Here is a 23,886-nt window from a genome sequence, read left to right on the forward strand (position 1 = left end):
CTCAGATAAAACGAAAAACTGTTTTATCTGAGTAGCCTTTTTTTATGCAAATCAGCTCAAGCAATATCATAGCTAACTAATGTTTTCTTCTATCGTTTTATACGGTTTATGCGTTTTATGGATCAATCGATGGTGGAAATAAAGCAAATTGCGAAGCTCTCTTGAATTAGGAAAAACAGAAATACCAAATACAGGGATCTTCCATGGTTCTATGAGCGTACGATTTGAAATCACGCAATCAAAAGCCGACCGTTGGATCAAATGGTTGTTCATGGAAAAATCCATGCTTATCGTAAATTCATAACGATTCCCTAAATAATCCTGTAGTTTTCTTATTATGTAGTTCACATGCACTTGTGTGGAATCGACAAGTAGCAATGCACGTATCCTCCTGTTTTTTTGCTCCATTTTTTTTAATAATTCAGGCCAGTTCGTCAGCAATTCAAAAAGAATGAATTGGCTGATAAGTTCCGTCATCTGATGGTCTTTCCCGATTGTTTGAGTGATCCGTCGAAAATAGCTCATCAACTCTTCTTTCAGATGATCGAATTCATTTTGGATATTTTTATAAATTGCACGGGTTGGATCATATAGTATATAAAACGGGATCTTGAGAAAACGTAAATCATTTGTGATATTTAAGATGATCTTGGTTTTGTCCTTACAATATAACTGGTATTTTTTTTCGATTACACGAATCATTTCCGCGAGCTCTTCATGACACTCACAACCAGTCGTTTTTGCTTCGAGCCGCCTCATCTTCAGCAGACCAAATACGATTGTATCTTCAAAAACATACTGCCAGCCTTCCCATGAAATAGCGGGGATAGTCCTTTCCTGCTTTTGGCTATCGTTTACAAGCTGGTGGAAAGTAAATCTGTCTGCTGTTTCTTTTTCCATTTCCGCACACTTCTTCTCGTTCCATCGAATGATGCGGCAGGCAATGAAGAAACATAAAAATCGATCTTCCTGTGGCTCCATTAATGCAAAAGGTTCAGATAACCGATTTTCTTGCATGAATAACTGAATGGCTCTTTTTACTTTTTTACAAAGTGAGGGATCAAAAGCTTCTTCGAATACTTGGTATTTTTCCATCAGCAAACGTACAGTCAAAATCGTAAGCATTTGGTCATCTCCGACGATTTTTGTCAGACCTTGGATACGCAAACCATATTTCTGTAACTCTGAAGCGATTTTTTTTGCCAATCGCCTCAAGGTACTTTCTGACACAAACAAATGCTCGGCCAATTCTAAATAATTATTGAATTTTCTCATTAAAATTGCTTCGAGATAAGTATATTCGATCGATTCGTTCATCACACTACGGTAGATATAATCCTCTGCGATATGGGAAGAGATGACTGCCGTGACGCCTGCTTCCCGGTCCGACTTGATCTCGATTCCTTTTATATAGCTGTTGATGTCTAACAAATCATTCCGCAATGTTTTAGAAGAACAATCAAGCAACTCTTTTAAGTCGCCAAACCGATAGACGCCTCCTTCAAACAGCAACACGATTATTTTTAGATGCCGCTGCAGTTTTTTCGATAAAAGATCCAGCATTTTTCTCCCCCCGTTCTCTGTTTGTTCTTCTGTATTCTTTGAATTCTTTCTCATTGTAATATGTACAAACAGTAGCTACAAATAGAAACGAACGTTATCAAACGCCGATTTTTTCAAAAAAAATACAAAAAAAGTTCTCATCTAAAGGGAAATTATGGCTCTATGCTTCTTTTCTCATCACTCAACAAAGAAGCGCTTGAAACATGATTGACCATGCTTCAGCGCTTCTTTGATTGTTTATTCATTTGTTTGTCGTATTTTACTGAATGTCGAGTGTTCGTTTACTCGCCTGTTTCTGTTTTTTCTTCTGCAGCAGTTTTTCTTCTCTTGTAAAGAATGAATCCTGCAGCTCCTGCCATCAGGAATCCGATAGCTGTGAATGCAGCGTTTCTCATTTCACCTGTTTGCGGCATGTTTTGAGAAGATCCGCTTTCTGGTCCTGATGGTGTCAGCTCTCCACTTTCACTAGAAGGACCATCTGTTGTCAGACTTGGTGTTTCAGGTGTTTCATTCGAAGAGGACGCCCCAGTTCCGTTGTTTCCACCGCCGTTACTTGCATCGTTGATCTGTTCTTCTAAGACGTTATAAGGAACATTCAGTTCTTGTGTGAATCCTCCATATTCTTCATTCGCTGTGACTCTTACAGTTGCTGTATTGGAGCCCACAGTCGAAGTATCGATCTCAGAGTCAAGTGCAACAGTATAAAAATTCTCGGTGATTGGTTTGCCATTGACGCGAACATTTTTGACGAATGATTTCAGGTTGATGTCTTTGGTCCCGACAGTCAATTCCACTTCATTGGCTTCCGCCTTGAATTCCCCAGTTGGCTCGAAACCATAATTCGTCACTTCATAATACGCGTATTGAGAGCCATAAGTGAAGTTTCGTTCCTGTTCATCTTCCATCAATGTGTTCTGATTGAAATCTTTCGCATGATAGATCCGAATGATGTCTCCCGCATTCACATTCAATGGCTGACCATTGTTGAAACGAGCCAATGCTTGTTCGATCGTTCGATTCCCAGTGACTTCATAATTGAATTTGCTCGTGGTATTATTTGTGTTCATCACTTCGAACTGATAATACACTGAACGATCCAAGTAGTCATGGACGACTTTTGTCAGCTCTGTATCTTTCAATGCTTGGGACGAACGGATCTCCAGTCTCTGGTTTTGATTGACAAGGCTGAATGCGCCGATCGTTGCCCCTTCGTGGTTCTTGATCCGAATCGTACTTCCCCATTGTACTTCATATGGCACTTTGACTTCCGTTGAAGCGATCCCATCTGTCGTTGTGATTTTCAGACGGATACTTTTTTGTCCGATCGTCGTCGTATCAAAAGCAGCTAATTGCTCGACTTTATACAAATCAGTTGTCAGTGGACGGCCATTATGTGTCACGTTTTCGATCAAAGCTGCCGGATCGATGTCTGCAGTCGTTTGACCCAGAGTCATTACTTGGGCAATCGCATCTGCTTTCAATTCCGCTACCGGTTCTAGCCCTTCTTCTGTCACATGATAATAGGCATAGTTCGATCCACTGGTATAATCTCTTTCCATCTCGTCCATCATCAGAACGTTCTTCGTTCCTGTTTCTGCATGGTAGACTTTGATCGTATCCCCAACATCGACAGGGAGAGGCTGTCCGCCGTTGAATCTGTCCACGGCTTGCTTGATCGTCATATTCCCAGTCACTTCATGGATATATTTGGTCTTTGGTTTATTTTCTTCCGTTTTTAATACTTCAACAGCGTAATACACACCACGGCCGAATGGATTGTTGACTGGCTGGTTGGTATCCGTGCCATCGATCCCTGGCGAAGCATAAAGTGCCAACTGATCATTTTGATTCAGCAAACTGTACGCTCCTGCTGTGATATTGTCCAGACCTTTCAGAACGATCGTGCTTCCCCATTTGACTTCGTAAGGTACTTCTAGTTCTGTCTCAGCTAAGCCATCATTCATTCTGATTCTCAATTTTGCATTTCTTTTTCCGGTCTTCGTTACATCGATTGGCGTGATTTCTTCGATCGTATAGCGATCATCGGTAATCGATTTGTGGTTGATCGTCACGTCTTTGATCCACTCTTTAGGCTCTAGTTTGCTGATATCTTGCATGAGTGTCAATTCTTGTGTCGCTGCTTCTGCTTCCATTATCGGGATTGGTTCAAACCCAAAGGAAGTCACACGATAATAGGCATGATCAGATTCATAAGTGAAATCCTGCTCCTGCTCATCCACCATGACGATCGAATGATTTTCTGCTTGTCTCGGATGATAGACTTTGATGATATCATTTAAACGTACATCCTGATATCCTTTTCCATCCCCAAAGTTGTCCAGTACTTGTTGCAGTGTACCTCTGCCTAGAACTTCATAGCTATATTGGGATGTATTGTTTCGCAATACATCAATCGAATAGTAGACAGAATGCAATGCATCTTCTCTACCTACACGTTCATCAAGTGGTGAGATCAATCCGCGAGAAGCGATCAATCGTGCAGAGTTCCCGCCCCTCAATTGCAAGGAGAAGGCACCTGCTGAACCGCCAGTGCTTGATTTGATCATGAAGGTATCGCCCCATAGATAATTCACGGAGGTTTCGGCCGATCCTTTGATCCTCTCACCAGAGACAGGATGTTTCATTTGGACAGTGATCCTGACAGATTGTTCGCCGGCAATCATATTTGATGGCTCTGTTGATTCTTCGGCGATAAATTCTAAGTCATCCACATTCACAGGCGAACCTTCAAATGTGGCTTCTTCGATATATTCTTTGAAAGAACTTGCCATCGTGGCATAGCTCTCGCCGATTTTACGATCTTCCATCGGTTTCAACTTCAATTCGACTTTCGTATCTGGCAGAACAGGGATCGGTTCGAACCCAAAAGCAGTCACTTTGTAGTACGCGTAATTCGTGCCTGATGTGAAGTCTTGTTCTTTCTCATCAACCATCAAGACAGAACTTCCGTCTGTACGCTGCGGATGATCGATTTTGATGACATCACCTAATCGGACATCGAGATAACCATTCGTATCGCCAAAGGTATTGATGACTTCCTGGAGCGTGGCTCTTCCTGGAACTTCATGGAAATACGTGCGCTCATTATTCCGCAGCACCTCGATCGAGTAATATGGAGAATCCTCTTTGCCGACACGCTGATCAAGCGGAGAGTCTAGGCCTTTGACTGCAGTGATCCGAGCAGTCGTTCCATTCCTTAATTGGAAGGCGTACGCCCCAGCGGATTGTCCATCGTGGGATTTCAACATGAAAGTGTCGCCCCATATGATACTGACAGTTGTTTCTGCAGTTCCTTTTATGATGTTTCCTGTTTCAGGATGTTTGGTTTGAACTGTTAGTTTGATTTTTTGTTTTCCAACTACAGAATAATCTGGCTCTGTAGAATCGCTAACTACGAACTCCAAGTCATCTACATTAATCGATTTACCTAAAGCTGTCGCTTCTTCGATATACTCTCTGAAATTATGCGAAAGTGTATCATAATCGCCGGCAAGCTTTCGATCTTCAATTGGTTTTAATTTCAGTGAAATTCCCGGATGGGGCAAGACTTCCATCGTGGTCGAACTTGTCGCTTCTCTTCCATCGCTCGCCGTAACTTTTACTTGCCACGTATGGGTGCCAGACTCTTGAGTACTTGCATCTATCCATTGCAGCCTATGTGTCCCATAAAGATTTGTTACTTCAAAATAATCTTCTGGTGATGGCAACGCTGCGTATTGATAGATCTCATTCGTACCATCTTTTGGTGTCACTTGCAAATGTGCCGGTTGAACCGTAAATGGTACTGTTACATTTGTTGTTCGTCCCGTCTCATCTGTGACCGTGATTTCTCCATTTACCCGTCCTACTGTTGATGTATCCGGTGCTTTTCCATCTTTCCAGCCAGTCGTGACACGACCTATAGTATTACCTGTAGTAATGTACGTTGAAGGATCAGGCAGTTCAGTTTCATTTTGAGTAAGCGTATGAGGACCAGTTTTTGCAGTAGCTGTAATTTGCCCATGTGATTGTATGATACCTGGAATGTTGATACTGATTGGACGAGTACTACCATCTAACGTAACGTCTCTGAAATACGGTGGAGAGTTAAACCATTCACCGTAAGAAACTATTATTGGTAAATTAAAGTTTACACTCGTCGTATTTAGACTTCCCCATTTCAGCCTGGTAATTCTAGCAAATATGTGATCGGCGGAATCATCTGCTTCCCTTGAAGCATATACAGTCAACCGCCAGTTCCCGCAAATCGAATCCGTTGTAGTCGACCATAGCCCAGATCCTATACCACGGCGGTCGGAATAAAGAAAAAGCAAATTGTCCTGTACAAACTCTCCCACATCAGGTGCAAACCCCCGGTCGCTACCAAAATCCCATCCTCTAGCAGTAATACGATTAAAGGTTATTGTAGTGTCCTTAAATTGGGTCGCAGATGTACTTGACACAGCACGACCTATAGCCCATTCTATTTTATTTCCAACGGCGCTTTGAATTTCAGCTCTGTTACTTTCAGATCTGCTATGATCAACAACAGTGCTTCTAACAAGACCAAATGTACTAGAATGATCATCTGATACTGAAGTAGTTTCTTGTATTTTTTCCATTCTTCCATCCATGGTCAGCGGAGTGGTTTGTGCTGATACAAAAGGAGATACTCTATCTTCCTTCTTTTCTTTCGTTGTGCCTTCCAAGTTTTCTTTTGCTTCTTTTTGCTTGATCTGTTTCTTTTCCAACTGCCTTAATGCTGGGACTTCGATGTTGCGTAAAGCAGAGGCTGCTTCGACGACGGTCCCACCGATGTTCCCAAAAAGCAAACCAGTGATAAGAGTTCCGCTCATGAGTTTTTTTAAAGTTTTCAAAGATCAAGTTACCTCCTTTATTTTCCTTATACAGACATAATTTTGTCTGTTCTAAACCGTCTAGCATCGAAGGAGGATTTCACGGCTATTTCATTCAGCTAAAAAGAGGGTTCAAGTTCTTTTCGATTAAAATCTCTGGTCTTCCTGCTCGTTCCTTGTATCCCGCAAAGATGTGACAGCTACGTGAAGCATGCGGGGTATCAAAGGAACTGACGGTCAGTCTTTTTAACGTCTTTTAAGTATTGTCTGCTTGGTGATACGACTGAATCAGCTTCAGTTATGAAATGAGTAACGATATGATTTTACTTCACGCTCCTTTTCATTTGATTGATCGCGGAAACAAACTTCCACATATACAATGTATGATGAATCCAAGTTTTTAGTAATGTCATGTTTTCCCTGTCGATAGGGAATTTTTGACAGATTTTTAATCACTAAATATATTTTTGGGCTGGAAAATTAAAATTTGTTCTTTGTATATCCGATGTTTTTTAAAATATGATTAGATAACTTTTGTAATGATTATGTGAGAGTTTACTTTATCCCTATTATTATTTTAGAATCAAACTATATAAAAACAGGAGGTCGACTATGCCGTTTATTGTTTATTTTTTCATTTCATTACTGGTACTATATATCCCGGCTCCTACTTTGCTGTTGCTGGTGAACCGTTTAGCAGAGCAGCATGATACAGTAACAGCACTGACCAAGCTATTCCTGCTTTTATTAGTCGGATTGGATTACTACACTAGCTATTATTGGCTGCGACGTGTACGTGTACGAAAAATCTATTATTTGTTTCTGATAGCGAATAACTTGGTCGAATTCTTTATTCACAGCTATTTGCTTTTCCGTTTCCAAATGCCGCATCTACTGACGATCTGGCTATTTCAACTGTTGGTTCTTTTATGTATGTTTGTTTTTCCTTTGTCAAAAAAATTCAGAGAAGCATTGTTTTATTAAAAAAACAGACTAGGCAACCACAAAATGATGTGGTCCTAGTCTGTTTTAAAAATCTTTTAAAAGTTTTTAAATCGTTCGGCCGTTCTTATAACTTTCTTGCAAAAAATGAGACGATCAATACCAAGATGATGGCTCCGATCAATGATGGCACGATTGCCATTCCTGCGATCGATGGTCCCCATGATCCTAACAAGGCTTGGCCAAGGGCTGAACCAACTAAACCTGCAACGACATTTGCGATAATCCCCATCGAAGAACCTTTATTCGTGATCGCTCCTGCGATCGCTCCGATAATCCCTCCGACGATTAGTGACCAAATAAATCCCATGTTCCATTCCTCCTACAATTCTGCTGACGTATTACTGTACGCGTGGTTCTGTATTTTCTTTGATTTTTTGCGTACCTTGACCCACGGCTCCTTTTGCTTTTTGTGTTTGTTTCGATGCAAACTCACCTGTGGTTTTCGCAGCATCTGTCACTTTATCTTGGACAGTTTCTTGATCTTTTTCATACTCTTCTTTTGTCTTGATATCGACAACATTGGCGTTGACTTCGATGACATCCAAGTGCGTCATGTTTTTGACTTCTTTCCCAATGATCTCTTGCATTTGTTCAAAAATGTGTTCGATATCTTTGCCATATTCGACTACGATATCCATATCAACGGCTACTTGTTTTTTCCCAACTTCTGTTTCGATCCCTGCAGTCGTATTATCTGTGTTGACTAATTTCCCTGCGACATTCGAGAAGAATCCGCCATCGACAGATAATAGGCCATCGACATGTTCGATTGCGATACCAATGATTTTTTGGACCACTTTATCTTCGTAAGTCAATTCCCCATTCATCGATTGTCCATGATCATTACCAGAATTTCCTTGTCCTTTTGTGTGTTCAGAACCAAGTTTCTCTTGGGCTTTTTCATGATCAGAAGTATGCTTTTCTTGTGTTTCTAATGGTTTGGAAGGATCAATTGCGTCATGCTGTTCAGGTACTTTAAGGTCTGATGAATTTGCATGAGAAGGAGCATTCTTTTCATGTTCATGTTTCTTTTCTTCTACTCCTTGCTGAACATTTGGCACGACTGGATCTGGATGCGCAGATACTGGCGCTGTTTTATTTTTTTGGTCATTTACACCATTTGATTGGTTTGGTGTAGTTGGATCTGGATGTGCAGATACCGGTTTTTGATTCTTCATATTGTTATTGTTGTTTTTATTGTTGTTCATAGATAGTTCCTCCTAAGATTTGAAATAATGATCTAAGATTTTCGTTTGTTTCAAATAAAAGCCTATGCCGACGCCAATTGCTGCCATGATCAAGATCAGTAAGGTCTTGAAGAATCCGACTGTTATCCATAGCACCGCTAGCACTAATCCGATCGCCCCAAAGATGATAGGGAGCTTGTATGTTGAAAAGAATTCTTTCATTTTTGGTCCCCCTATTCTACTCTAGACTGGTCGCTAGTTTTTTTGTTCGGCTGTTCATAGCCTGTATACTTGATTGCCACTTTGACGTTTTCCTGATCGCCAAGGACATGTTTGATTTCCTGTTCGATTTCTTTCATTACCGTTCCTGTTTTTCCGATCAATGCAGAAGTTCGTTTCAACTCGCCTTTGACGTTGACTGCGATCTTGTTTTTTGTCGCTTTGACATTGACTTTTGGCGCATGGATAAATTCTTCCTGCTGTAAATGAGAAAGTACAAGTCCTTCAATCGCCTTTTTATCGAGAACCAGTTCACCATCTTCGCGTTTCAGCAAGAATGAACCGATCGTTTTTGGATAAAAAATCAATACGAGCAACAAGATGATCGTCAAAATCGCAAATGCGACTGCTAACCAAAAGACATATTGCTGTACGTAAACATTTGTAATCGAAAAGAACCGGAATCGTTCCAATTGAAAAGGCAATGGATAAACTGCACTTAACAAAATCGCGAATAAAAGTATGGATAACAGTAGCAGCGAAACGATGACGCCAATTGTTTTAACCCCTTTATTCATCTTTACACCTCCTTGAGACAAGCAATCAACTTTTATAAGTTGATTGCTTCCCCACCAGTTACTCCGTAGATTTGAGCCGTCACATAACTTGCTTTGTTCGATGCTAAGAAGACATACACAGGAGCTAATTCAGCTGGCTGTCCTGCACGTTCTAACAAACTTTGTTGTCCGAATTCTGGGATCGAATCCGATGGTTGTCCATGGTCTAACTGAAGTGGTGTCCAGATTGGGCCAGGAGCTACACCGTTCACTCGAATCCCTTTAGGCGCAAGCTGCTTCGCTAAACCGATCGTGAAGTTGGCAATCGATGCTTTCGTCGCAGCATAATCCAATAGATGTTCACTTGGGTTGAATGCTTGGATCGATGTGGTTGTCACGATAGAAGCACCAGCTGGCAAGTGAGGAACAGCTTCCTTCACTAATGCAAACATCGCAATGATATTTACCGTAAATGTGTCTTTGATCTGTTCAAGCGGAAGTTCTGCGATCGACGGACAAGAAATCTGTTGACCTGCATTCAGTACCATTGTATCCAAGCCACCTAGTTCGCTTACTGCTTGATCGATGATTTGTTTCGGCGCTTGTTCATCTCTTAGATCGAACGGTAACAAAATAGCTTTGCGTCCCGCTTTTTCGATATATTTAGCGACTTCTTCCGCATCTTTTTCTTCACCTGGGAAGAATTGAAGCGCAATATCTGCTCCTTCTCTAGCAAATGCGATCGCTGCCGCACGACCGATACCTGAATCTCCTCCAGTAACTAGGACACGACGGTTTTCTAATTGATTGTTTCCTTCATAAGATTCTTCCCCACAGTCAGGTACAGGGATCATATTTTCCTGTAATGCTGGTGTGTCTTGATCTTGTTTAGGGAATTTGTCCGTGTGATAAAGATTTCTTGGATCGATTAATTTTGGTTCTGCCATTGTTGTATTCCTCCTAGATTTTAACTATTATTATCAAAACAAATTTCTTTGTTTTATCCACATTTTTAGTTCGTGTAATCTTTCCTATATAAATGATAACCGAGAACTGCAGCGGCGATCACAGATCCTAAGACGACAAGGACGAAGCCGAGTGTCGAGCTTTTTCCGGGAAGACCACCTGTATTCATCCCCCAGATACCTGCGATTAGTGCTGGTACGGAAATGATCAAAGCAGCCGAGTCCAGATATTTCATCAGATGATTCAGATTGTTATCCATCATCCCATTGAACAAATCACCGATACTTTCCAACAGATCACGGTAAATCTCGATCATCTTTTCTGTCTGCCGTTGTCTCAAATGGACATCATAAAGTAGTCGTTCATTATTCAAGCGCTCGATAAAACGTTCAGACTTCCATAATTTGTCCATCGTTTCTCTTTGGTCTCTCAAAGTGTGGTCGATATAGACGATGTCACGCTCTAAGTCCGCCTGCTTGTATAATTCTTCGTTTTCAGTCGTTTTTCGCGCTGCTTTATCCAATGCATCGATCCGTTTTTTCATTTCTCGAAGTTCTGAGACATAATGCGTATAGATATCAAGAGATGAATAAACGATGATCTTTTCGAAAGTATCGAGCTGTTCAGGATATTTCTGCAGCAACCGATCGATGAATTCTGTTTCACGGTCAAGACACGTGATCAAAAGACCCTCTGAAATCACGAATGAAATAGGCGTCAGTCTTTCTTCAATTCTCGTCCCTGATTTTGAAAGGTTGATCACCACCAGGGACAAAGGATCTTGAAGTTTCGTGTCGTACAAATGTTCCATCCTCGATACTTCTTCTGGATAGGTAGTTCCTACGAAAATATCTTCTGGTAGCCTGAATTTATCAATGACCTCTTGGATATCTTCCTCATTCGTGCTATCGATCACCAACCAGTTGTAGTTACGGTCATCTGTTCGGGTCACTTTATTCTTTTTATCCACAAAGTAATACTCCAGCATGCCTGCCTCTCTTTCTGGATGTTCTCAACGAATCAACTGAAGAAACAATTTTTTAATTTGATGTTGCGATCTAGCACAGTGATCTCATTTTCTAAAAAGAAACTTTCAAGTTGTTTGTTGAAATCCATATTTAAATGTCTACCTAAATAGCTTTGTTCCAATTTTGATGTATAGATCTCCAAAAATGGATGATTGATTTTTGTGACATAATCGCCAAAATCCGTTACAAAAGGGATGATCTGGAAGAAACTCCCTTTTGCACAGGCGCCTTTGTCCCTTAAAGAGGGATCAGAATCATTGATCAGCGCTAATGCGATTTTCGTATTCTTCCCTACTTTGTCGATTAACGTTTCTACTGCTTTCTTAGACATCGTGATCTCCATTTTCATTCCTCCTGTCCAATCGATTTTGTTTTTATCGTATAAATTCCGTATTTTTTTGTGCTTTTGCGTACTGTGGATATTTAGGGAATTTCGCCACACAACGGAAAGCTGTCATTCCTGCATATTTATCGTAGTACTTTTTAGAAGACCCTTTAAAGTCTTTGCTCCAAGGTTTCACATGACCAGAGAAATGGATGATATAGGGATGCTGACGTGTTTCTTCATATTCTCGTTCTCCAGCTGCTGTCGGATGTTTTTTCGCTTTTGCCATGATATAGCCTTGTGCATTCCAACGCGGATGAAGCGGCAACCAACGATCATGTAAGATCGCATTTAACGCGTCTTGATCGTGGAAACGTAATTTTTCCGGGTTATGTTCGATGAAATCAAGCACTTTTTTCGTGATATTCTCATCTAACCATTTTTTCACATTGATCAGCATCAATCCTGAGTTGAAATACTTCATTGATTTTGCCGGGATATTCATTTTTTCCAGACGTTGATGGAATCCTGCGTCTTCTACTGCTGCAACGATCGAGTCACCAAAATCGATGCGCCATAATTTTGAGATATCCTGAAGTGCGATCATATCGCAATCCATGTATAAGATACGTTCGACATCCGTTCCTCTGAACAATTCAGGAATCGCGATCCGATAATAAGCTGTTTCCGGGATGCGGTCGCTGATCACTACGTTGGAGAAGAACTTTTTATTGATTTTCAAAAATTCAACTTCTGTGTTCATACGTGCATTTTTGACTGAAAAGCGTAAAAGCTGTTTGCTTTCAAAATCGATTTCGTCGTCAATGACGTAAAACCGAACGAATTTAGATGGATTACAATTGTCTAATACCGAGACAAACAATGCAGCTAAATGTGGGACAAATTTGGTATTGCAGCTTGCTACTACTGCGATTTCTTGATTACTCATTTATCTCGCCTACTTTCGTTAGTGTACTGTGTGCTAATTTTTTTAAATAAAGATTGGTATACGGATGATCTTTCAACGTATTCCAAGGTTTGTCATGTCCAGTGAAATGAACGATCGAAGGTTTTTCGTTTCCTTCTTTATAAAGACGTTTATACGTATCATTTGGTGCTGGATGACGATCAAAGATCAAAGAGGTCTGCATATTCCATTTTGGGTGCAGCTGCTCCCAATCTTCATATAATATTGCGTTCAATGCGTCTTGATCATGGTAGATGATCCGATCGCCATTTTCGCTCAAGTAATCGATCGTCTGTTCTGTAATCTTTTTCTCATTCCATTGATTGATATCGATCACCATTACACCTGAGTTGAAATAATAATCTTTGGAATCTACGCCTAATCTTTCCAAAGCTTTCACTTGGCCAGGATCGATGATCGCTCCGATGGTTTTCCCATTTAAAGGTTCATCATAGAGCTTCACGATGTCATCTAACACCAGCACGTCTGAGTCTAAGTAAAGGACTTTTTTATAATGGTGTTTAGCTAGTAAACTTGGTAAAGAAATTCTTAAGTATGCGGTAGTCGTAATATGGTCACTGACTAAGAAATCTTCATATACATCTGTTTCTACAGTCAGGAATTGGATACTTGCATGGTTCGAATATTTATTTACCGTTTCCTCTAATCCTTTTTTGCTGTACTCTGAAAGTCCATCGTCAATCACGTAAAAGTAAATATGTCTTGTTTTATTGCAATTTTCTAATGCAGTCGCAATCATTACACTCAGATAAGGAGCATAATTTTCATCAGAAGCAGTCACAACAGGAACTACACCGTATCTGTTCTCCATTAAAATCACTCCTTTTTCTAATCTTTTTCTAACCTGTTCTACATCTAGAATATTCCTCATTTCGCTTTAAAGCAAAATATATGCTTTGCTTTCATTGAATATTTTGCAATTTTTTTATTAAATTTTGTATTGGTAAACGCTATCTAACACACTTTTTCGGCTTTTTATTCAAAGGTCTTGACCAAAAGACTACTATATATACCTTTAATTCCGGAAAGAATCTTTTTTGAAAAAATTCATGGTAACAAAGCATTATAGTTTCATTTTTTTAATTTCTCATTTAATCTTAAAGTAACAGGAATACAGATAAGCAAAGAAAGAAGGAAAAACAATGAAATTAGCAGCAATCGACTTAGATGGCACGTTGCTTGATTCAAGTGGTAAGATCCCAGAAGAAAATATCGAAGCACTTCGTAAGTTCCATTCCAATGGTGGTATCGTGACCGTCGCAACAGGCAGAAACAGCATCTCCGCGAAGGATATCTTTTCAGAATTAGGGATTAGCGGGTATCTGATTTCTTCTAACGGTTCTTTTGTGGCAGAAGTGGATTCCGGAAAGATCGATACCGTTTTACGCAGGTCAAAAATCGACACCGATACACTCAAAAAAGCCTTCTTCTATGCCCAAGAAGCCAAAATCTCTATTATCGCCAGCAGAGAAACTCAGGATGATCAGCTGACCTTCGACGAATCGAATCTTGTGAAAGACGATCCGTATTACGAACACTTCAATTTGCAGAATCATTCATTCGATCAAATCCTCCGTATGCTGGACGATCCTTCGTTAAGCTATTTGAAGCTAGCTTTGACGGATAAAGATGAACAAAAACTACTGAAGCTCCAAAGTGATCTGGAAGCAGATGGAATCAGTTCGGTGTTTTCTGATCCACATTTCCTGGAAATCACCCCTACTGGAATCACCAAAGCTCATTCTTTGATTTTCTTGGCTGATTATCTAGGGATACATTCAAGTGAGATCATGGCGTTCGGTGACCAGGAAAACGATATTGCGATGCTGAATTACAGTGGTTTGAGTATTGCGATGGGCAATGCGCAGCATAGTGTGAAGATGATTGCGAACCAAGTGACTAAAACCAATGAAGAAGCTGGCGTAGCGTATGTACTGAAAAATTTTTATTGAAAAAGAAAGGTAGCTAAGGAGGTAGCATCATGTTAGTTGTCATCGATATGCAAAATCATATACTTGATCCTGAAAGTGAGTTTTTTATCCCGCATTCTGACCAGTTGTCTGAACGGATCGCTCGTCGACTAGAGGAAGCTCGAGAAAAAAACGAATATGTTCTCTTTACTCGTGACATTCCTATCGAATGCAAAGATAAAGAAGAGGAACGCGAAGATCTTCAACTGATCTCTGCCCTCTCTCCTCGTGAGAACGAACGCGTGATCAAAAAGTACTATTTTACGATCCCGCCGGAAACGTTAGTAGAGATCAAACAAGGTTTCTTTGAAAGCAAAGAAGAACAAAAAGAAATCGAGCTTGCAGGAATCGAAACGAATCTATGTGTGCTGTCTAATTTGATTGGCTTGCAGAGTGCCTTTCCAGAAGCAGATTTTTTTGTAAATCCTGATCTAGTTTCTAGCAGAGAACATGAAGACATCGCACTGGAATTACTGAAAGACTTCAATGTAGCGATCACTGAATCATAAAAAGGACTGCGACAGAAATGCCGCAGCCCTTTTTTCTCCATTATTCTATTCGATGTACCTTGTAGGACTCGAACCTACGACCGGACGGTTATGAGCCGTCTGCTCTAACCAACTGAGCTAAAGGTACTTTTTTACTAGATTCGTTGTTCCATTTTTCCTGCTACTATTAAAATATAGCACGATTGAGCCACATCCACAAGATAGCGGATACAAAAAACGAAAAGTTTGTTTTGTTATTATTTCATTACGTATACTTCCAAAAATAGTTACTTAATTGGGAAATAATGGTATCCTGTAAGAAACCTTAAGAAAAGGAGTGGTATTTTTTGCCGTTTATTGCGATTATTCTTGATTTGATTGCTGCTGGAGCTTATTTTTTCCAACTGGATCATCAAAGCTCAGGTGTTTTTTTGCTTGGATTGATTTTCCAAGCTTTCGTGACGATCCTACTGCTTTTCATGGTATTCAGTTATAAAGGAAAAAGATATGCACGAGTACAAACACAAGTATTTGTCAAAAACGTTTCCATACGTTACGGGATCATCCTCTTGTCTTTCCTGATCAACGGAATCGTTTTGTTCTTATATGTACTGAATTACCTAGATATCAATCCTTTAGTTTTTTCTCGCTAAAGTATCTCTTTACTGCAGAACTACTAGCTGTTTGCTGGTGGTTCTTTTTTTATCTTCTTCCCTACCTTTTTATTTGTTCTGTTTGTCAGAAAATGCTATCTTTTATTATATGAATAGATGGGGAGTTAAACTATGATTACGTTGTTTCAGATTATTTTTTGGGTACCTGCAATTATTCTTGTTTCAATTATTTGCTATCTTATGAAATGGAACAAGGAACGAATGATGTTAGCTTTTCTGACCATTCCTGTTCTTTACTTCGTAGTAGAAGTATTTGATTATAAATTTTTTGAACCAGACTACGTGTTTATTCGTGATCTGATCGGCTTGATCTTATCTGTATTGCTCGTGATCTATTATTTAGTGCGCTTAAATAAAAAACATTGATTTTTTAATTAAGTGCCTCACTACTATAAACCCTAGTATAGGAGAAAGGTGATTGAATGAGTGTTGAAGAAGCCATTTTACTAGATACGTTACGCTGTCGTCTCAACTTTTTGAGAGAGAAGCATTCCTTATCTCAACAAACTGTTTCCGCTTCTTTAGGGATTCCTTTAGCTAAATATCGCAGTTATGAAAAAGGCGAACAGGTACCTAGCGTGATCGAGCTGATTTATATCTCCGACTTCTACCAAGTATCTGTCGATTATCTTATCGGCCGAACAGAAGCGCCAAACACTTGATTGGTTTATGCGATTGGAACTAGATTCCAATCGTATTTTATTCCTATCCGTTTCAAGGTCAAAGCGGATTCCCAGCACTTTTTACCATGTAAGGCTTTTTCGTTTCTTAAGGCTAGTCCTCTTCAGTATAATAAACCTATCAGGAGAAAACGGGGATGATTTCATGCGCTTATGGCATCAAGAATTGATTACGCAGTTGCCCAGACAGCAACTGCTTGGACAGCACAGAGAATGCTGTGCATTGAGAGGAAATGGTTGGGGAAAGAAACATGCGACAGTCGATTATGTCTTTTGTCATTCTCCTTATAAATTGTTTCAGTATCATGAACTGGTGATGAGAGAAATGACTCGACGTGGTTATTTTCCTGCACCAGAATGGAAAGATCCGCTCTATCGAGGAAAGACTTCTGATCCTTATGAGACACTAGCAGCTGTGACTCTCACTTCACCGATCTATCCGGAACACGATGAAGTATATCTTGCAGAATGCATAGCAAACTTAGAACAAAAAGGAATCTATTTACTAGAAAACGATCAAAATGAGCTATGACAAAAATCTTGTCACAGCTCATTTTTTCCGAATAAATGGTGTTCAAGAGATAGCCTATCGGCAATAAGTTCACTGAACAAGAAAATATGAAGAGCTATTTTCTGTTCAGCGTCCTTATTCCTTAAAGCAGAACGCAGTTGTCACAACCTCTCCACTAAACGGTGTTCAAAAAGCTTGCATCTGCGGTAATAAGCTCAACCAAACGAAAAATATGAAGAGCTATTTTTGTTTGTCTGTTCTTATTACTTGATGCAGGACAGCTTTTTCACAACCTCTCGATAAACGGTGTTCCAGAAGTAACTTCTTCGAAAATAAGCCGAAATTCCACAAAAATTTGAGAAGCAATTTTCATGAATTCCTTCTTATTTCTTGAAGCTGCCCACTTCTGTCACAACCTCTTTTCTGCTTTGTCCCTTAACGATCAGCCTCCGTAAGGTACGCTGGAATGATGGAGATTGATTTTAAGCTCGCCATCTTCTCCCCGAATAAATCCAAAGGTATATTCTACACGTGTTTCTTCTCCTGTTTGTCCAGATGTGAAGTAATATTCCCCGGAAGCAAGTGCTGAATCATTGTCGATGACCGTATCATGATTATCGAAGCGGATCTCGGTCCAAGGCTGCAATGCGAATCCAGTATCTTCACTTACCTCACCCCCAACAAAATAAGATAATGCTTCTTCTTTTGTCGCACGGAATGGCAATTCAGCGGCTTTCGTCGGTTTGAACAAAACAGTGCCTTCATCAAATGCATATAATGTATCCACCACTTCTTCTGCTTTTTCTGTGGCTTTTTCAAGTTTTTCTTCGCTCGCGGTACCTATCTCGATGATTGCATCTGCCCAACGTTCGCGTGCTTCATCTACCTCAGCTTCTGTGATTTTTTCTGTTTTTACCTCTTCTGTGGTATCTTCAGTCTCCTTAGAAGATTCCTTTGTTTCCGCCGTTGTTGATGCACAACCTGCTAAAGCTAATGTCAATGTTGATAATAATAGTATTTTTTTCATCATAGTATCCCCCCTAAAAACAGACTAAAATAATAACATTTGGTTTTATTATTCCAAGAAGATACTTAAGAATTTCTGAAGAATATTTAAATAAAATTAAGAATACTTATACTTTTTATAATATATAACATAGTTATTTTAAAACAAATGAAATGAGTATCCCTTGTTTTAAGACATTAAAAAAACTCTTTAAAAATGTTATTATTTTGAGGAAAAACATACGATGTACACAGTTTCCATTTTTATTTTTCGTTATGAATCTTAATGTTATTTTGTTTTTTTATAAACAATATGAGACGTTCCATCAATATACAACTGACAATTCCATCTTATTTGGCCTTGACAAAAAATGACAGATACCCATTAAGATCCACTGCTATTTTTCAGTTAGTCTAGCAAAGAATCGATCATGCGTTTTTCACGCCTCATGCAAAAAAACATACAAAAAACCCGTCTCTTCCGAAGAAGAAACGGGTTATAGTATCAATCTAATTAAGCTTTAACAATGTTAGTTGCTTGAGGTCCACGTTGGCCTTCTTCAACATCATAAGTTACTGCTTGACCTTCGTCTAAAGATTTGAAACCTTCACCTTGGATAGCTGAGAAATGTGCAAATACGTCATTTCCGTCTTCACCAGTGATAAAGCCAAAACCTTTGTCTGCATTAAACCATTTTACTGTACCGTTATTCATGTATATTTCCTCCTGATACGTATCAAAGTACGTTTTTTCGTTGCAATAAATGTTTGATAGGCAAAAGGAGTTTTATATAAATATATAGCTCGAATTACGTTTCAAAATAGATTACTCATTTAATATACCACGGCTTCGAACAAAACGCAAGGATAATGATGTAAATTGTTCAATTAACTGGAAACAGCTCTTTTTTAGCGTTGCGGGATCGTCAAAGCCAAGTTCTTCCAATCGAAATCTACTGCTCCTCCTGTTGTATTGCCTACTGGGTCATTTGTACGTCGGAATTTGATGTACACATTTTTTCCTGCTAAGGGCTTCATATCAAAATCTGCGACTACTCCATATGTTGAACCAGCCGCAACGCCTAAGTGCTGATTGACATCTTCTCTCACTGTATTAGCGATGAGTTTGCGTGTCAGCTCTCTGTCCGTTTGCTTGTCCATGAGAAAAACTGCTGCATATTTATGTGTACCCGGTCCCTGCCAACCATTGACTGATAACACGCCGTAATTCACTTCTTTCATCAGCTCAAGCTTCGCCTGTTGACCATTTGCTGATTGGATGGGACTTTCAGTCACGTAATCATCGTGTGTTTTGTCTCCAGATCCATCTGGTTTCAGATTAGGATTATCATAATACTTTTTGATTTGTGAGATAAAGTAGTCTTGCATTTGTGCGGTAATCGCTGCGGGCACTACTAAAGTAGAATCATAGCCACAATGTTCTATCAGTGAACGCTTAGGACATTCAGTCGCTGAGAATTGATGATGGCATTTCACTGTGTCACGATTGACTGGCAAACCATAAAATTTCAAATCCGTTGCTGCTTGCCAGCATGCGTTTTGCTCAGCTTGCAAGAACGCGGCTTTCGGTGTTTCGCGATTCCCACGTACTTCATAACCTAGATAGCTGTTGTTGCCATCTGCATTCGCGACATGCCACGCCCGATTGTAAGTATCTTCTGTGCGGATGATCGTACTTTCATCACAATAATAATGAGCAAAACCGGCTTCTAGCTGAGTAGGTGTCATACTTGCCAACCGATTCATTTCCTGCATCGCTGTGGCATTCGACCAAGTATTATGGATGACCACACCTTTTACAGCTCCCACACGTCTTCCTGCTACACCTCGACACACTGATTTTTCGATAGTATTGACCATTAGTTGTTTCCTCCATTTTTCTTATAGTTTTTATTTGACACTTGTAAGATAGTCCCTAAGAATGTCGTCACAGCCGTGATCGTTGTGACAGCTATATCGGTATGCTCATATCCGTATACTTTGCCCAGGCCGCCCACTAACACAGCAAGTGCAGGCAAAACAATCGACACCACCCATTTGATGATGTCGTACGTTGAATTATTCAGTTTCATTTATCTTCCTCCTACTGTAATTTTTCGTGGATCTTCTCCACGGTGCTTTTGATATCTTCCACATCACCTAGAGCATCCGTCAATTTGTCGATCGTCCCTTGATATCTTTTTTCTCGTGCGTTGTTCTGCTGCATCACCCAAATAAACAAACCCACAAACAAAACAGCAAAGCTGATCTGTTCGGGGTTTGAGAGTAACGAACCTAGTAATTTTTCCATGATTCACCAACTTTTCTTGTATTTATAAGAGTACACTGTTGAATATGCTTAAGCTTTTAGCACTTCGGAAATGTGAACAAAATCAACACCCCAAGCATCCCCAGCTGTGACCTTATAATTTGTACCTAAAACAAGAGTGACTTTATCATTGGCCTTAAATTCACGAATTTCATGCCAACTGATATCGTTACGCCAGTTTATATTGCCTGCAATTCCAGCAACTCTGACGTCACCGCCGCCATTTACTCGCATGCCTAGATATGCATAGAAAGACCCATTTGTTGTTTGACATCTAAATCGACCATCAAATCGCAAAAGGCAATCGCTTAATATCGTCAATGTTTTTTTGTCTTCTGAAATTACAAATAACTCATTCATTCTTGAACGTTCATTATCAACGGAGAAAATATCCCCCCACCGAAGAGTGAGTCCGTCCATAATAGCTTCTTTATCTAATCCTCCTCCAGAAAGTGAAATACCAAAAGTGTCATCAGCTAGAGCAGCTTCTATCTCCTTAAAATTCTCGTTCAGATCATCTTGCGCATTCAGTTGACCACGTTCAAAATTTGTTTTCATGTTATCTTGTCTCCTTTAATGTGATTTGTAAGCTCTTGTTTCCTTCGTTCAACAGAAAAACATTCTCGCTGATCTCCGTGATTTTCGGCGTGGACATTTTCCAGTTATTGGGGACTTTGACTGTCACCCCATTTTTAGTGGGGTAACCAATTTTCGTTGGGATCGTTTCTGGCACATCCCCTAGCCAATTTTCTTCCCCCAATGCAGTGATACCAAACCCATTTGTCAGGGCCAATACTTCGATTTCTGGATACGCAAAAGGCAGATCATTCTTAGAAAAAACTAACTGATCTGCCGTCAAGTTCATGATTTGATTTTGAAGATTGAGTGCTACGTCTCCTTCCATTGATTCCTGGATTGTTTCAAGAAAAGCTTGCCAGTCGGCTTGCGCTTGGTTGATATATTCCTGCCCCTTAGCTATGATTGCCTTCATATCCGCTTCAAATTTCACTTTCTCGTCTGCCGTGTACTGATTCATTTTATCAATGATATTATCTAACAAGGCTTTGTACTGTTCTTCTAGTCCTGATACAGATACTTTTTGAAATGGGCTAGAATAACCACAAACTTTTTCATCCGCACGCTTATCCGTGATTAAATCAGCAGTAATCGAGGAAGCATTGCGTGGAACACGGATCGTTGCGAGCTGTAGTTCATACACATCGCTTGTTCGCTGGACGCTGGTATTTCCTGTTTTGACGACCAACTGGATCTCTCGCGTTCCTTTGTCCATCCGAACGACGACGCTATCGGTGCGGTCCTGGGTCGAACTGGCGATGGACACATTCATCGCTAAGCTGATACTGTTGAAATAACTACGCCCCTGCAAATTTGCGGCACCTGCTCCGACAGTGATCCGCATACCGCCTGTCGCATTCTCCGTTACCTTCAACGCATCTGCGGTCGTCAATGAGACGCCAGTCGTAAACAAATTCGCAAAAAACTGCGAAAAATCGCTATCGTCATAAGCACGATCGCCATCAATCGATAGCCATGGAAAACTCCATTCCATTTACTCAACTCCTTCCTAGAATATCGAAAACGGTCGGGGTTTCTTTGCCGAAGACCGGTTCGATGAACAGCCCTTTGCTGTCATATGTTTTTTTGATCGTCGTGATCGTAGATTTCTTTTTCAGATTATACAGATCAGATTTCACACTAACGGTATCTCCAAGGTCATAATCTTTGCCCAGCTCGAACAGTTTCGAATGGATAGGTACTTCACCTGTCAAGGTCAGGATCCGTCTTCGTTCAGCCAGCTTGCTTGACCCTCTATTAGAAAGAGCCGCGAGGTATTGTGCATCGGTCAAATTGGTGTCATTGCTGTTTTGCTGCAGATCTCGAGCATCGACGTACAGCTCTTTGCGCTCTAGTCCAATCTTTTCGCCGTTTACAACTACACTTTTTCTTGTAGATCCTTCCCCTTCGCCATAAACAAGTGCGGTTGTTGATTCGTCAAAATTGTTGTTTTGATACCCCGCTTTGGTTAGATTCTCGTATACGTCTGAAAACTCTACGACCTCAGAAACATCTTTGCCTCTATAGATAGACAGTTTATTTGTGGGCTTTCCCAGTCGCTCGGCTGTTTCTCGGATGCCAAAATCATAAGAGGTGCAAAGCGTTTCGATTTCTTCTGCCACGTTGCCGTAGCTGTTTTGGTATTGGATAGAACTATTGCCCAAATTGGGCGCCGCATCCAGCTTCAAGTATTGGATACGGCGTTTCGTGTCACTCGGGTTGACGACTTCTGCATTCAGGTGATCCCAGACGATTTGTTCTGGTCGTGCAGTTTTGTTGTAGAGCCGTTGGACGATCCTGTCGTTTGCTTTTCCTAACAAGGATTTACCCGAAACTTTCAGCTGCATCGTCGACTGATCGTCTACCGCAGCGTTGTCGACATAGAAGTAAAGTCCTTCCATATAGATCACCGTATCTGGGACAAACATGCGAATATGCTCGTTCTTCAATCCGACAAACAGTTCGAAGTCAGAATAGGTGTAATAATTCAAATTGATAGTCAGGCTTTTGAAGCCATCAAAGACTTTCTCTGATTCGAAATGCCATTGATCTTGACTGTCTTGGGTAAAAATCTCTAATTCCATCACACACCTCCGACAAGCGGCTGGAAATCAAGCTGAACGATCACATTCCCGATGCCAGAAGTCGCTTTGACTTGGAAATAATTGTCGCCTTTTGCCAGCTGGAGAAAGGTCGAATCAGGATCACGCAATGGCATCGCATTCGTTTCTATCCCGTTCGGATCCGTCATTACCGCTTCCTTCAGTCCGCGCGTAGTCACTATCTTGAAGCGCGTCCCTGCCGGATATGCGCCTTTGAATCGGAAAAATTCCTGAGTGATCACGTTGTAGACTTCCGGGTCTGTTGCCTCTGCACCTAACGTGAAGTAGAAGGTCCCGCCGACCGCCACATCTCCGTCGTTTGAAACTGGGACGATTTCCCCAGAATTCAGCGTGGCAAATTCATAATCGCTAGTGATCTCTAGTGGCCACATGTGTTTCTTAGTAGCCACCGCTAATGGGATCAACGTATTGTAGATACTCATGTCGCGCCAGTATGGATCGAGTGCAAGGAAGGTACACGCGTAAGCCGTTGTCGTGTTTTTGGTTGCTTCGTCCATTTCTGGCGCTTTGACGATCAGAACATCGATCTGATATTCTTTTTCGTACGCTCGATAGATCAAAGTGCCTGCTATTTTTGGATTCAAACAGCGAATCATTTCGTGCTACAATTGGGATAAATCTTCCGGACTGGTACCGATCACCGTACCTTTTATCGTCAGATCACGCTTGTCTAAACGCTCTGAAACAAGAATAGCACCATCGAGACCATACTGTTCTTCCGTTGTGATGGCATTCTCGACAGCGCCGAATCCTGTTTTGTTCGAGACAGTGAAAGGTGGACGAATCCCGAAGATCAGCTGTTCGCCATCCGAATTTTTATAAACGATCTCATACAT

Annotated in this window: 28 protein-coding genes and 1 tRNA gene; 7 read left to right on the forward strand and 22 right to left on the reverse strand. The window is 40.5% G+C overall.

The features are described 5' to 3' along the window. Positions 1-72: 72 nt before the first annotated feature. Together G7Y42_RS10540 and G7Y42_RS10545 are read right to left on the reverse strand one after the other, a co-directional pair. Positions 73-1,563 carry a helix-turn-helix domain-containing protein gene (locus tag G7Y42_RS10540; protein ID WP_165005973.1) on the reverse strand — a complete coding sequence of 497 codons (1,491 nt, stop codon included), beginning with the start codon at positions 1,561-1,563 and terminating at the stop codon, positions 73-75. A gap of 281 nt (positions 1,564-1,844) precedes the next feature. Then, positions 1,845-6,440 carry an LPXTG cell wall anchor domain-containing protein gene (locus G7Y42_RS10545; RefSeq protein WP_241161945.1) on the reverse strand — a complete coding sequence of 1,532 codons (4,596 nt, stop codon included), beginning with the start codon at positions 6,438-6,440 and terminating at the stop codon, positions 1,845-1,847. Between the two features lie 591 nt (positions 6,441-7,031). Here G7Y42_RS10545 and G7Y42_RS10550 point away from each other — a divergent pair. Beyond that, entirely contained in the window at positions 7,032-7,403 is a 372-nt protein-coding gene (locus G7Y42_RS10550; protein WP_165005974.1) for a hypothetical protein, read from the forward strand. A gap of 85 nt (positions 7,404-7,488) precedes the next feature. Here the strand turns inward: G7Y42_RS10550 and G7Y42_RS10555 are convergent, their stop codons facing one another. From G7Y42_RS10555 to G7Y42_RS10595, 9 genes are all read right to left on the reverse strand, one after another. Beyond that, positions 7,489-7,731 carry a GlsB/YeaQ/YmgE family stress response membrane protein gene (locus G7Y42_RS10555; protein ID WP_002291278.1) on the reverse strand — a complete coding sequence of 81 codons (243 nt, stop codon included), beginning with the start codon at positions 7,729-7,731 and terminating at the stop codon, positions 7,489-7,491. Positions 7,732-7,762: 31 nt separating this feature from the next. Next, the gene (locus tag G7Y42_RS10560; RefSeq protein ID WP_165005975.1) at positions 7,763-8,632 is read right to left on the reverse strand and encodes an Asp23/Gls24 family envelope stress response protein; all 870 of its coding nucleotides are present in this window, start codon (positions 8,630-8,632) and stop codon (positions 7,763-7,765) included. Between the two features lie 12 nt (positions 8,633-8,644). Then, a complete protein-coding gene (locus tag G7Y42_RS10565; RefSeq protein WP_165005976.1) occupies positions 8,645-8,833 on the reverse strand; it encodes a DUF2273 domain-containing protein in 189 nt (62 codons plus the stop codon). Between the two features lie 11 nt (positions 8,834-8,844). Beyond that, positions 8,845-9,408 (reverse strand): alkaline shock response membrane anchor protein AmaP, encoded by a 564-nt coding sequence (amaP, locus tag G7Y42_RS10570; RefSeq protein WP_165005977.1) that lies wholly within the window; start codon positions 9,406-9,408, stop codon positions 8,845-8,847. Between the two features lie 32 nt (positions 9,409-9,440). Further along, positions 9,441-10,334, reverse strand: a complete 894-nt coding sequence (locus tag G7Y42_RS10575) for an SDR family oxidoreductase (RefSeq protein ID WP_165005978.1) — start codon at positions 10,332-10,334, stop codon at positions 9,441-9,443. A gap of 65 nt (positions 10,335-10,399) precedes the next feature. After that, positions 10,400-11,341, reverse strand: a complete 942-nt coding sequence (locus G7Y42_RS10580) for a magnesium transporter CorA family protein (RefSeq protein ID WP_165005979.1) — start codon at positions 11,339-11,341, stop codon at positions 10,400-10,402. Positions 11,342-11,373: 32 nt separating this feature from the next. Next, complete coding sequence (locus G7Y42_RS10585; RefSeq protein ID WP_165005980.1) at positions 11,374-11,724, reverse strand: iron-sulfur cluster biosynthesis family protein; 351 nt, start codon at positions 11,722-11,724, stop codon at positions 11,374-11,376. A gap of 31 nt (positions 11,725-11,755) precedes the next feature. After that, positions 11,756-12,655, reverse strand: coding sequence for a glycosyltransferase family 8 protein (locus G7Y42_RS10590; RefSeq protein ID WP_165005981.1), 900 nt, complete (start codon positions 12,653-12,655; stop codon positions 11,756-11,758). After that, entirely contained in the window at positions 12,648-13,505 is an 858-nt protein-coding gene (locus tag G7Y42_RS10595) for a glycosyltransferase family 8 protein (RefSeq protein ID WP_165005982.1), read from the reverse strand. Before G7Y42_RS10595 ends, G7Y42_RS10590 begins: the two co-directional genes overlap by 8 nt. 331 nt (positions 13,506-13,836) lie before the next feature. Between G7Y42_RS10595 and G7Y42_RS10600 the strand changes: the two genes are divergently transcribed. Further along, positions 13,837-14,646, forward strand: a complete 810-nt coding sequence (locus tag G7Y42_RS10600; RefSeq protein WP_165005983.1) for a Cof-type HAD-IIB family hydrolase — start codon at positions 13,837-13,839, stop codon at positions 14,644-14,646. 29 nt (positions 14,647-14,675) lie between these two features. Beyond that, positions 14,676-15,173, forward strand: a complete 498-nt coding sequence (locus G7Y42_RS10605; protein ID WP_165005984.1) for an isochorismatase family cysteine hydrolase — start codon at positions 14,676-14,678, stop codon at positions 15,171-15,173. Positions 15,174-15,226: 53 nt separating this feature from the next. Here the strand turns inward: G7Y42_RS10605 and G7Y42_RS10610 are convergent. After that, positions 15,227-15,300 (reverse strand) — tRNA-Ile (locus G7Y42_RS10610). Between the two features lie 199 nt (positions 15,301-15,499). Here G7Y42_RS10610 and G7Y42_RS10615 point away from each other — a divergent pair. The 4 genes from G7Y42_RS10615 to G7Y42_RS10630 all read left to right on the forward strand — a co-directional run bounded on the left by G7Y42_RS10615 (position 15,500) and on the right by G7Y42_RS10630 (position 17,038). Further along, positions 15,500-15,805, forward strand: a complete 306-nt coding sequence (locus G7Y42_RS10615; RefSeq protein ID WP_165005985.1) for a hypothetical protein — start codon at positions 15,500-15,502, stop codon at positions 15,803-15,805. Positions 15,806-15,937: 132 nt separating this feature from the next. Continuing rightward, positions 15,938-16,192, forward strand: a complete 255-nt coding sequence (locus G7Y42_RS10620) for a hypothetical protein (protein ID WP_165005986.1) — start codon at positions 15,938-15,940, stop codon at positions 16,190-16,192. Between the two features lie 56 nt (positions 16,193-16,248). Next, positions 16,249-16,488, forward strand: a complete 240-nt coding sequence (locus G7Y42_RS10625) for a helix-turn-helix transcriptional regulator (protein WP_165005987.1) — start codon at positions 16,249-16,251, stop codon at positions 16,486-16,488. 163 nt (positions 16,489-16,651) lie between these two features. Further along, complete coding sequence (locus G7Y42_RS10630; RefSeq protein ID WP_165005988.1) at positions 16,652-17,038, forward strand: TIGR02328 family protein; 387 nt, start codon at positions 16,652-16,654, stop codon at positions 17,036-17,038. A gap of 421 nt (positions 17,039-17,459) precedes the next feature. On the opposite strand, the gene G7Y42_RS10635 is transcribed toward G7Y42_RS10630, so the two are convergent. The 10 genes from G7Y42_RS10635 to G7Y42_RS15000 form a co-directional block, all read right to left on the reverse strand. Beyond that, positions 17,460-18,047 carry a hypothetical protein gene (locus tag G7Y42_RS10635; protein ID WP_165005989.1) on the reverse strand — a complete coding sequence of 196 codons (588 nt, stop codon included), beginning with the start codon at positions 18,045-18,047 and terminating at the stop codon, positions 17,460-17,462. Positions 18,048-18,536: 489 nt separating this feature from the next. Next, positions 18,537-18,737 carry a cold-shock protein gene (locus G7Y42_RS10640; RefSeq protein ID WP_165005990.1) on the reverse strand — a complete coding sequence of 67 codons (201 nt, stop codon included), beginning with the start codon at positions 18,735-18,737 and terminating at the stop codon, positions 18,537-18,539. Positions 18,738-18,931: 194 nt separating this feature from the next. Next, complete coding sequence (locus tag G7Y42_RS10645; protein WP_165005991.1) at positions 18,932-19,903, reverse strand: N-acetylmuramoyl-L-alanine amidase; 972 nt, start codon at positions 19,901-19,903, stop codon at positions 18,932-18,934. Further along, positions 19,903-20,115, reverse strand: a complete 213-nt coding sequence (locus G7Y42_RS10650) for a phage holin (RefSeq protein WP_165005992.1) — start codon at positions 20,113-20,115, stop codon at positions 19,903-19,905. The genes G7Y42_RS10645 and G7Y42_RS10650 overlap by 1 nt, the downstream gene beginning before the upstream one ends. Positions 20,116-20,126: 11 nt before the next feature. Next, positions 20,127-20,333 (reverse strand): BhlA/UviB family holin-like peptide, encoded by a 207-nt coding sequence (locus G7Y42_RS10655; RefSeq protein ID WP_002342148.1) that lies wholly within the window; start codon positions 20,331-20,333, stop codon positions 20,127-20,129. Between the two features lie 48 nt (positions 20,334-20,381). Beyond that, a complete protein-coding gene (locus G7Y42_RS10660; protein ID WP_165005928.1) occupies positions 20,382-20,909 on the reverse strand; it encodes a hypothetical protein in 528 nt (175 codons plus the stop codon). Position 20,910: 1 nt separating this feature from the next. Continuing rightward, a complete protein-coding gene (locus G7Y42_RS10665) occupies positions 20,911-21,921 on the reverse strand; it encodes a structural protein (protein ID WP_165005993.1) in 1,011 nt (336 codons plus the stop codon). A 4-nt stretch (positions 21,922-21,925) separates the two neighbouring features. Then, entirely contained in the window at positions 21,926-23,011 is a 1,086-nt protein-coding gene (locus tag G7Y42_RS10670; protein WP_165005994.1) for a siphovirus ReqiPepy6 Gp37-like family protein, read from the reverse strand. Beyond that, a complete protein-coding gene (locus G7Y42_RS10675; protein WP_241161946.1) occupies positions 23,011-23,646 on the reverse strand; it encodes a phage tail domain-containing protein in 636 nt (211 codons plus the stop codon). The genes G7Y42_RS10670 and G7Y42_RS10675 overlap by 1 nt, the downstream gene beginning before the upstream one ends. Before the next feature lie 6 nt (positions 23,647-23,652). Continuing rightward, positions 23,653-23,886, reverse strand: coding sequence for a phage tail family protein (locus G7Y42_RS15000; RefSeq protein WP_241161947.1), 234 nt, complete (start codon positions 23,884-23,886; stop codon positions 23,653-23,655).

Origin of the sequence: Enterococcus sp. ZJ1622, assembly GCF_011038845.1 — a bacterium.
Lineage (GTDB): Bacteria > Bacillota > Bacilli > Lactobacillales > Enterococcaceae > Enterococcus_B.

Coding starts and splice junctions, on each gene's coding strand:
- G7Y42_RS10645 (WP_165005991.1), bottom strand. CDS start 19,903: ATGGTCAATACTATCGAAAAATCAGTGTGTCGAGGTGTAGCAGGAAGA.
- G7Y42_RS10620 (WP_165005986.1), top strand. CDS start 15,938: ATGATTACGTTGTTTCAGATTATTTTTTGGGTACCTGCAATTATTCTT.
- G7Y42_RS10590 (WP_165005981.1), bottom strand. CDS start 12,655: ATGAGTAATCAAGAAATCGCAGTAGTAGCAAGCTGCAATACCAAATTT.
- G7Y42_RS10630 (WP_165005988.1), top strand. CDS start 16,652: ATGCGCTTATGGCATCAAGAATTGATTACGCAGTTGCCCAGACAGCAA.
- G7Y42_RS10550 (WP_165005974.1), top strand. CDS start 7,032: ATGCCGTTTATTGTTTATTTTTTCATTTCATTACTGGTACTATATATC.
- G7Y42_RS10660 (WP_165005928.1), bottom strand. CDS start 20,909: ATGAAAACAAATTTTGAACGTGGTCAACTGAATGCGCAAGATGATCTG.
- G7Y42_RS10560 (WP_165005975.1), bottom strand. CDS start 8,632: ATGAACAACAATAAAAACAACAATAACAATATGAAGAATCAAAAACCG.
- G7Y42_RS10595 (WP_165005982.1), bottom strand. CDS start 13,505: ATGGAGAACAGATACGGTGTAGTTCCTGTTGTGACTGCTTCTGATGAA.
- amaP (WP_165005977.1), bottom strand. CDS start 9,408: ATGAATAAAGGGGTTAAAACAATTGGCGTCATCGTTTCGCTGCTACTG.
- G7Y42_RS10575 (WP_165005978.1), bottom strand. CDS start 10,334: ATGGCAGAACCAAAATTAATCGATCCAAGAAATCTTTATCACACGGAC.
- G7Y42_RS10585 (WP_165005980.1), bottom strand. CDS start 11,724: ATGGAGATCACGATGTCTAAGAAAGCAGTAGAAACGTTAATCGACAAA.
- G7Y42_RS10665 (WP_165005993.1), bottom strand. CDS start 21,921: ATGGAATGGAGTTTTCCATGGCTATCGATTGATGGCGATCGTGCTTAT.
- G7Y42_RS10675 (WP_241161946.1), bottom strand. CDS start 23,646: ATGATTCGCTGTTTGAATCCAAAAATAGCAGGCACTTTGATCTATCGA.
- G7Y42_RS10635 (WP_165005989.1), bottom strand. CDS start 18,047: ATGATGAAAAAAATACTATTATTATCAACATTGACATTAGCTTTAGCA.
- G7Y42_RS10555 (WP_002291278.1), bottom strand. CDS start 7,731: ATGGGATTTATTTGGTCACTAATCGTCGGAGGGATTATCGGAGCGATC.
- G7Y42_RS10565 (WP_165005976.1), bottom strand. CDS start 8,833: ATGAAAGAATTCTTTTCAACATACAAGCTCCCTATCATCTTTGGGGCG.
- G7Y42_RS10650 (WP_165005992.1), bottom strand. CDS start 20,115: ATGAAACTGAATAATTCAACGTACGACATCATCAAATGGGTGGTGTCG.
- G7Y42_RS10605 (WP_165005984.1), top strand. CDS start 14,676: ATGTTAGTTGTCATCGATATGCAAAATCATATACTTGATCCTGAAAGT.
- G7Y42_RS10625 (WP_165005987.1), top strand. CDS start 16,249: ATGAGTGTTGAAGAAGCCATTTTACTAGATACGTTACGCTGTCGTCTC.
- G7Y42_RS10670 (WP_165005994.1), bottom strand. CDS start 23,011: ATGGAATTAGAGATTTTTACCCAAGACAGTCAAGATCAATGGCATTTC.
- G7Y42_RS10580 (WP_165005979.1), bottom strand. CDS start 11,341: ATGCTGGAGTATTACTTTGTGGATAAAAAGAATAAAGTGACCCGAACA.
- G7Y42_RS10655 (WP_002342148.1), bottom strand. CDS start 20,333: ATGGAAAAATTACTAGGTTCGTTACTCTCAAACCCCGAACAGATCAGC.
- G7Y42_RS10600 (WP_165005983.1), top strand. CDS start 13,837: ATGAAATTAGCAGCAATCGACTTAGATGGCACGTTGCTTGATTCAAGT.
- G7Y42_RS15000 (WP_241161947.1), bottom strand. CDS start 23,886: ATGTATGAGATCGTTTATAAAAATTCGGATGGCGAACAGCTGATCTTC.
- G7Y42_RS10540 (WP_165005973.1), bottom strand. CDS start 1,563: ATGCTGGATCTTTTATCGAAAAAACTGCAGCGGCATCTAAAAATAATC.
- G7Y42_RS10640 (WP_165005990.1), bottom strand. CDS start 18,737: ATGAATAACGGTACAGTAAAATGGTTTAATGCAGACAAAGGTTTTGGC.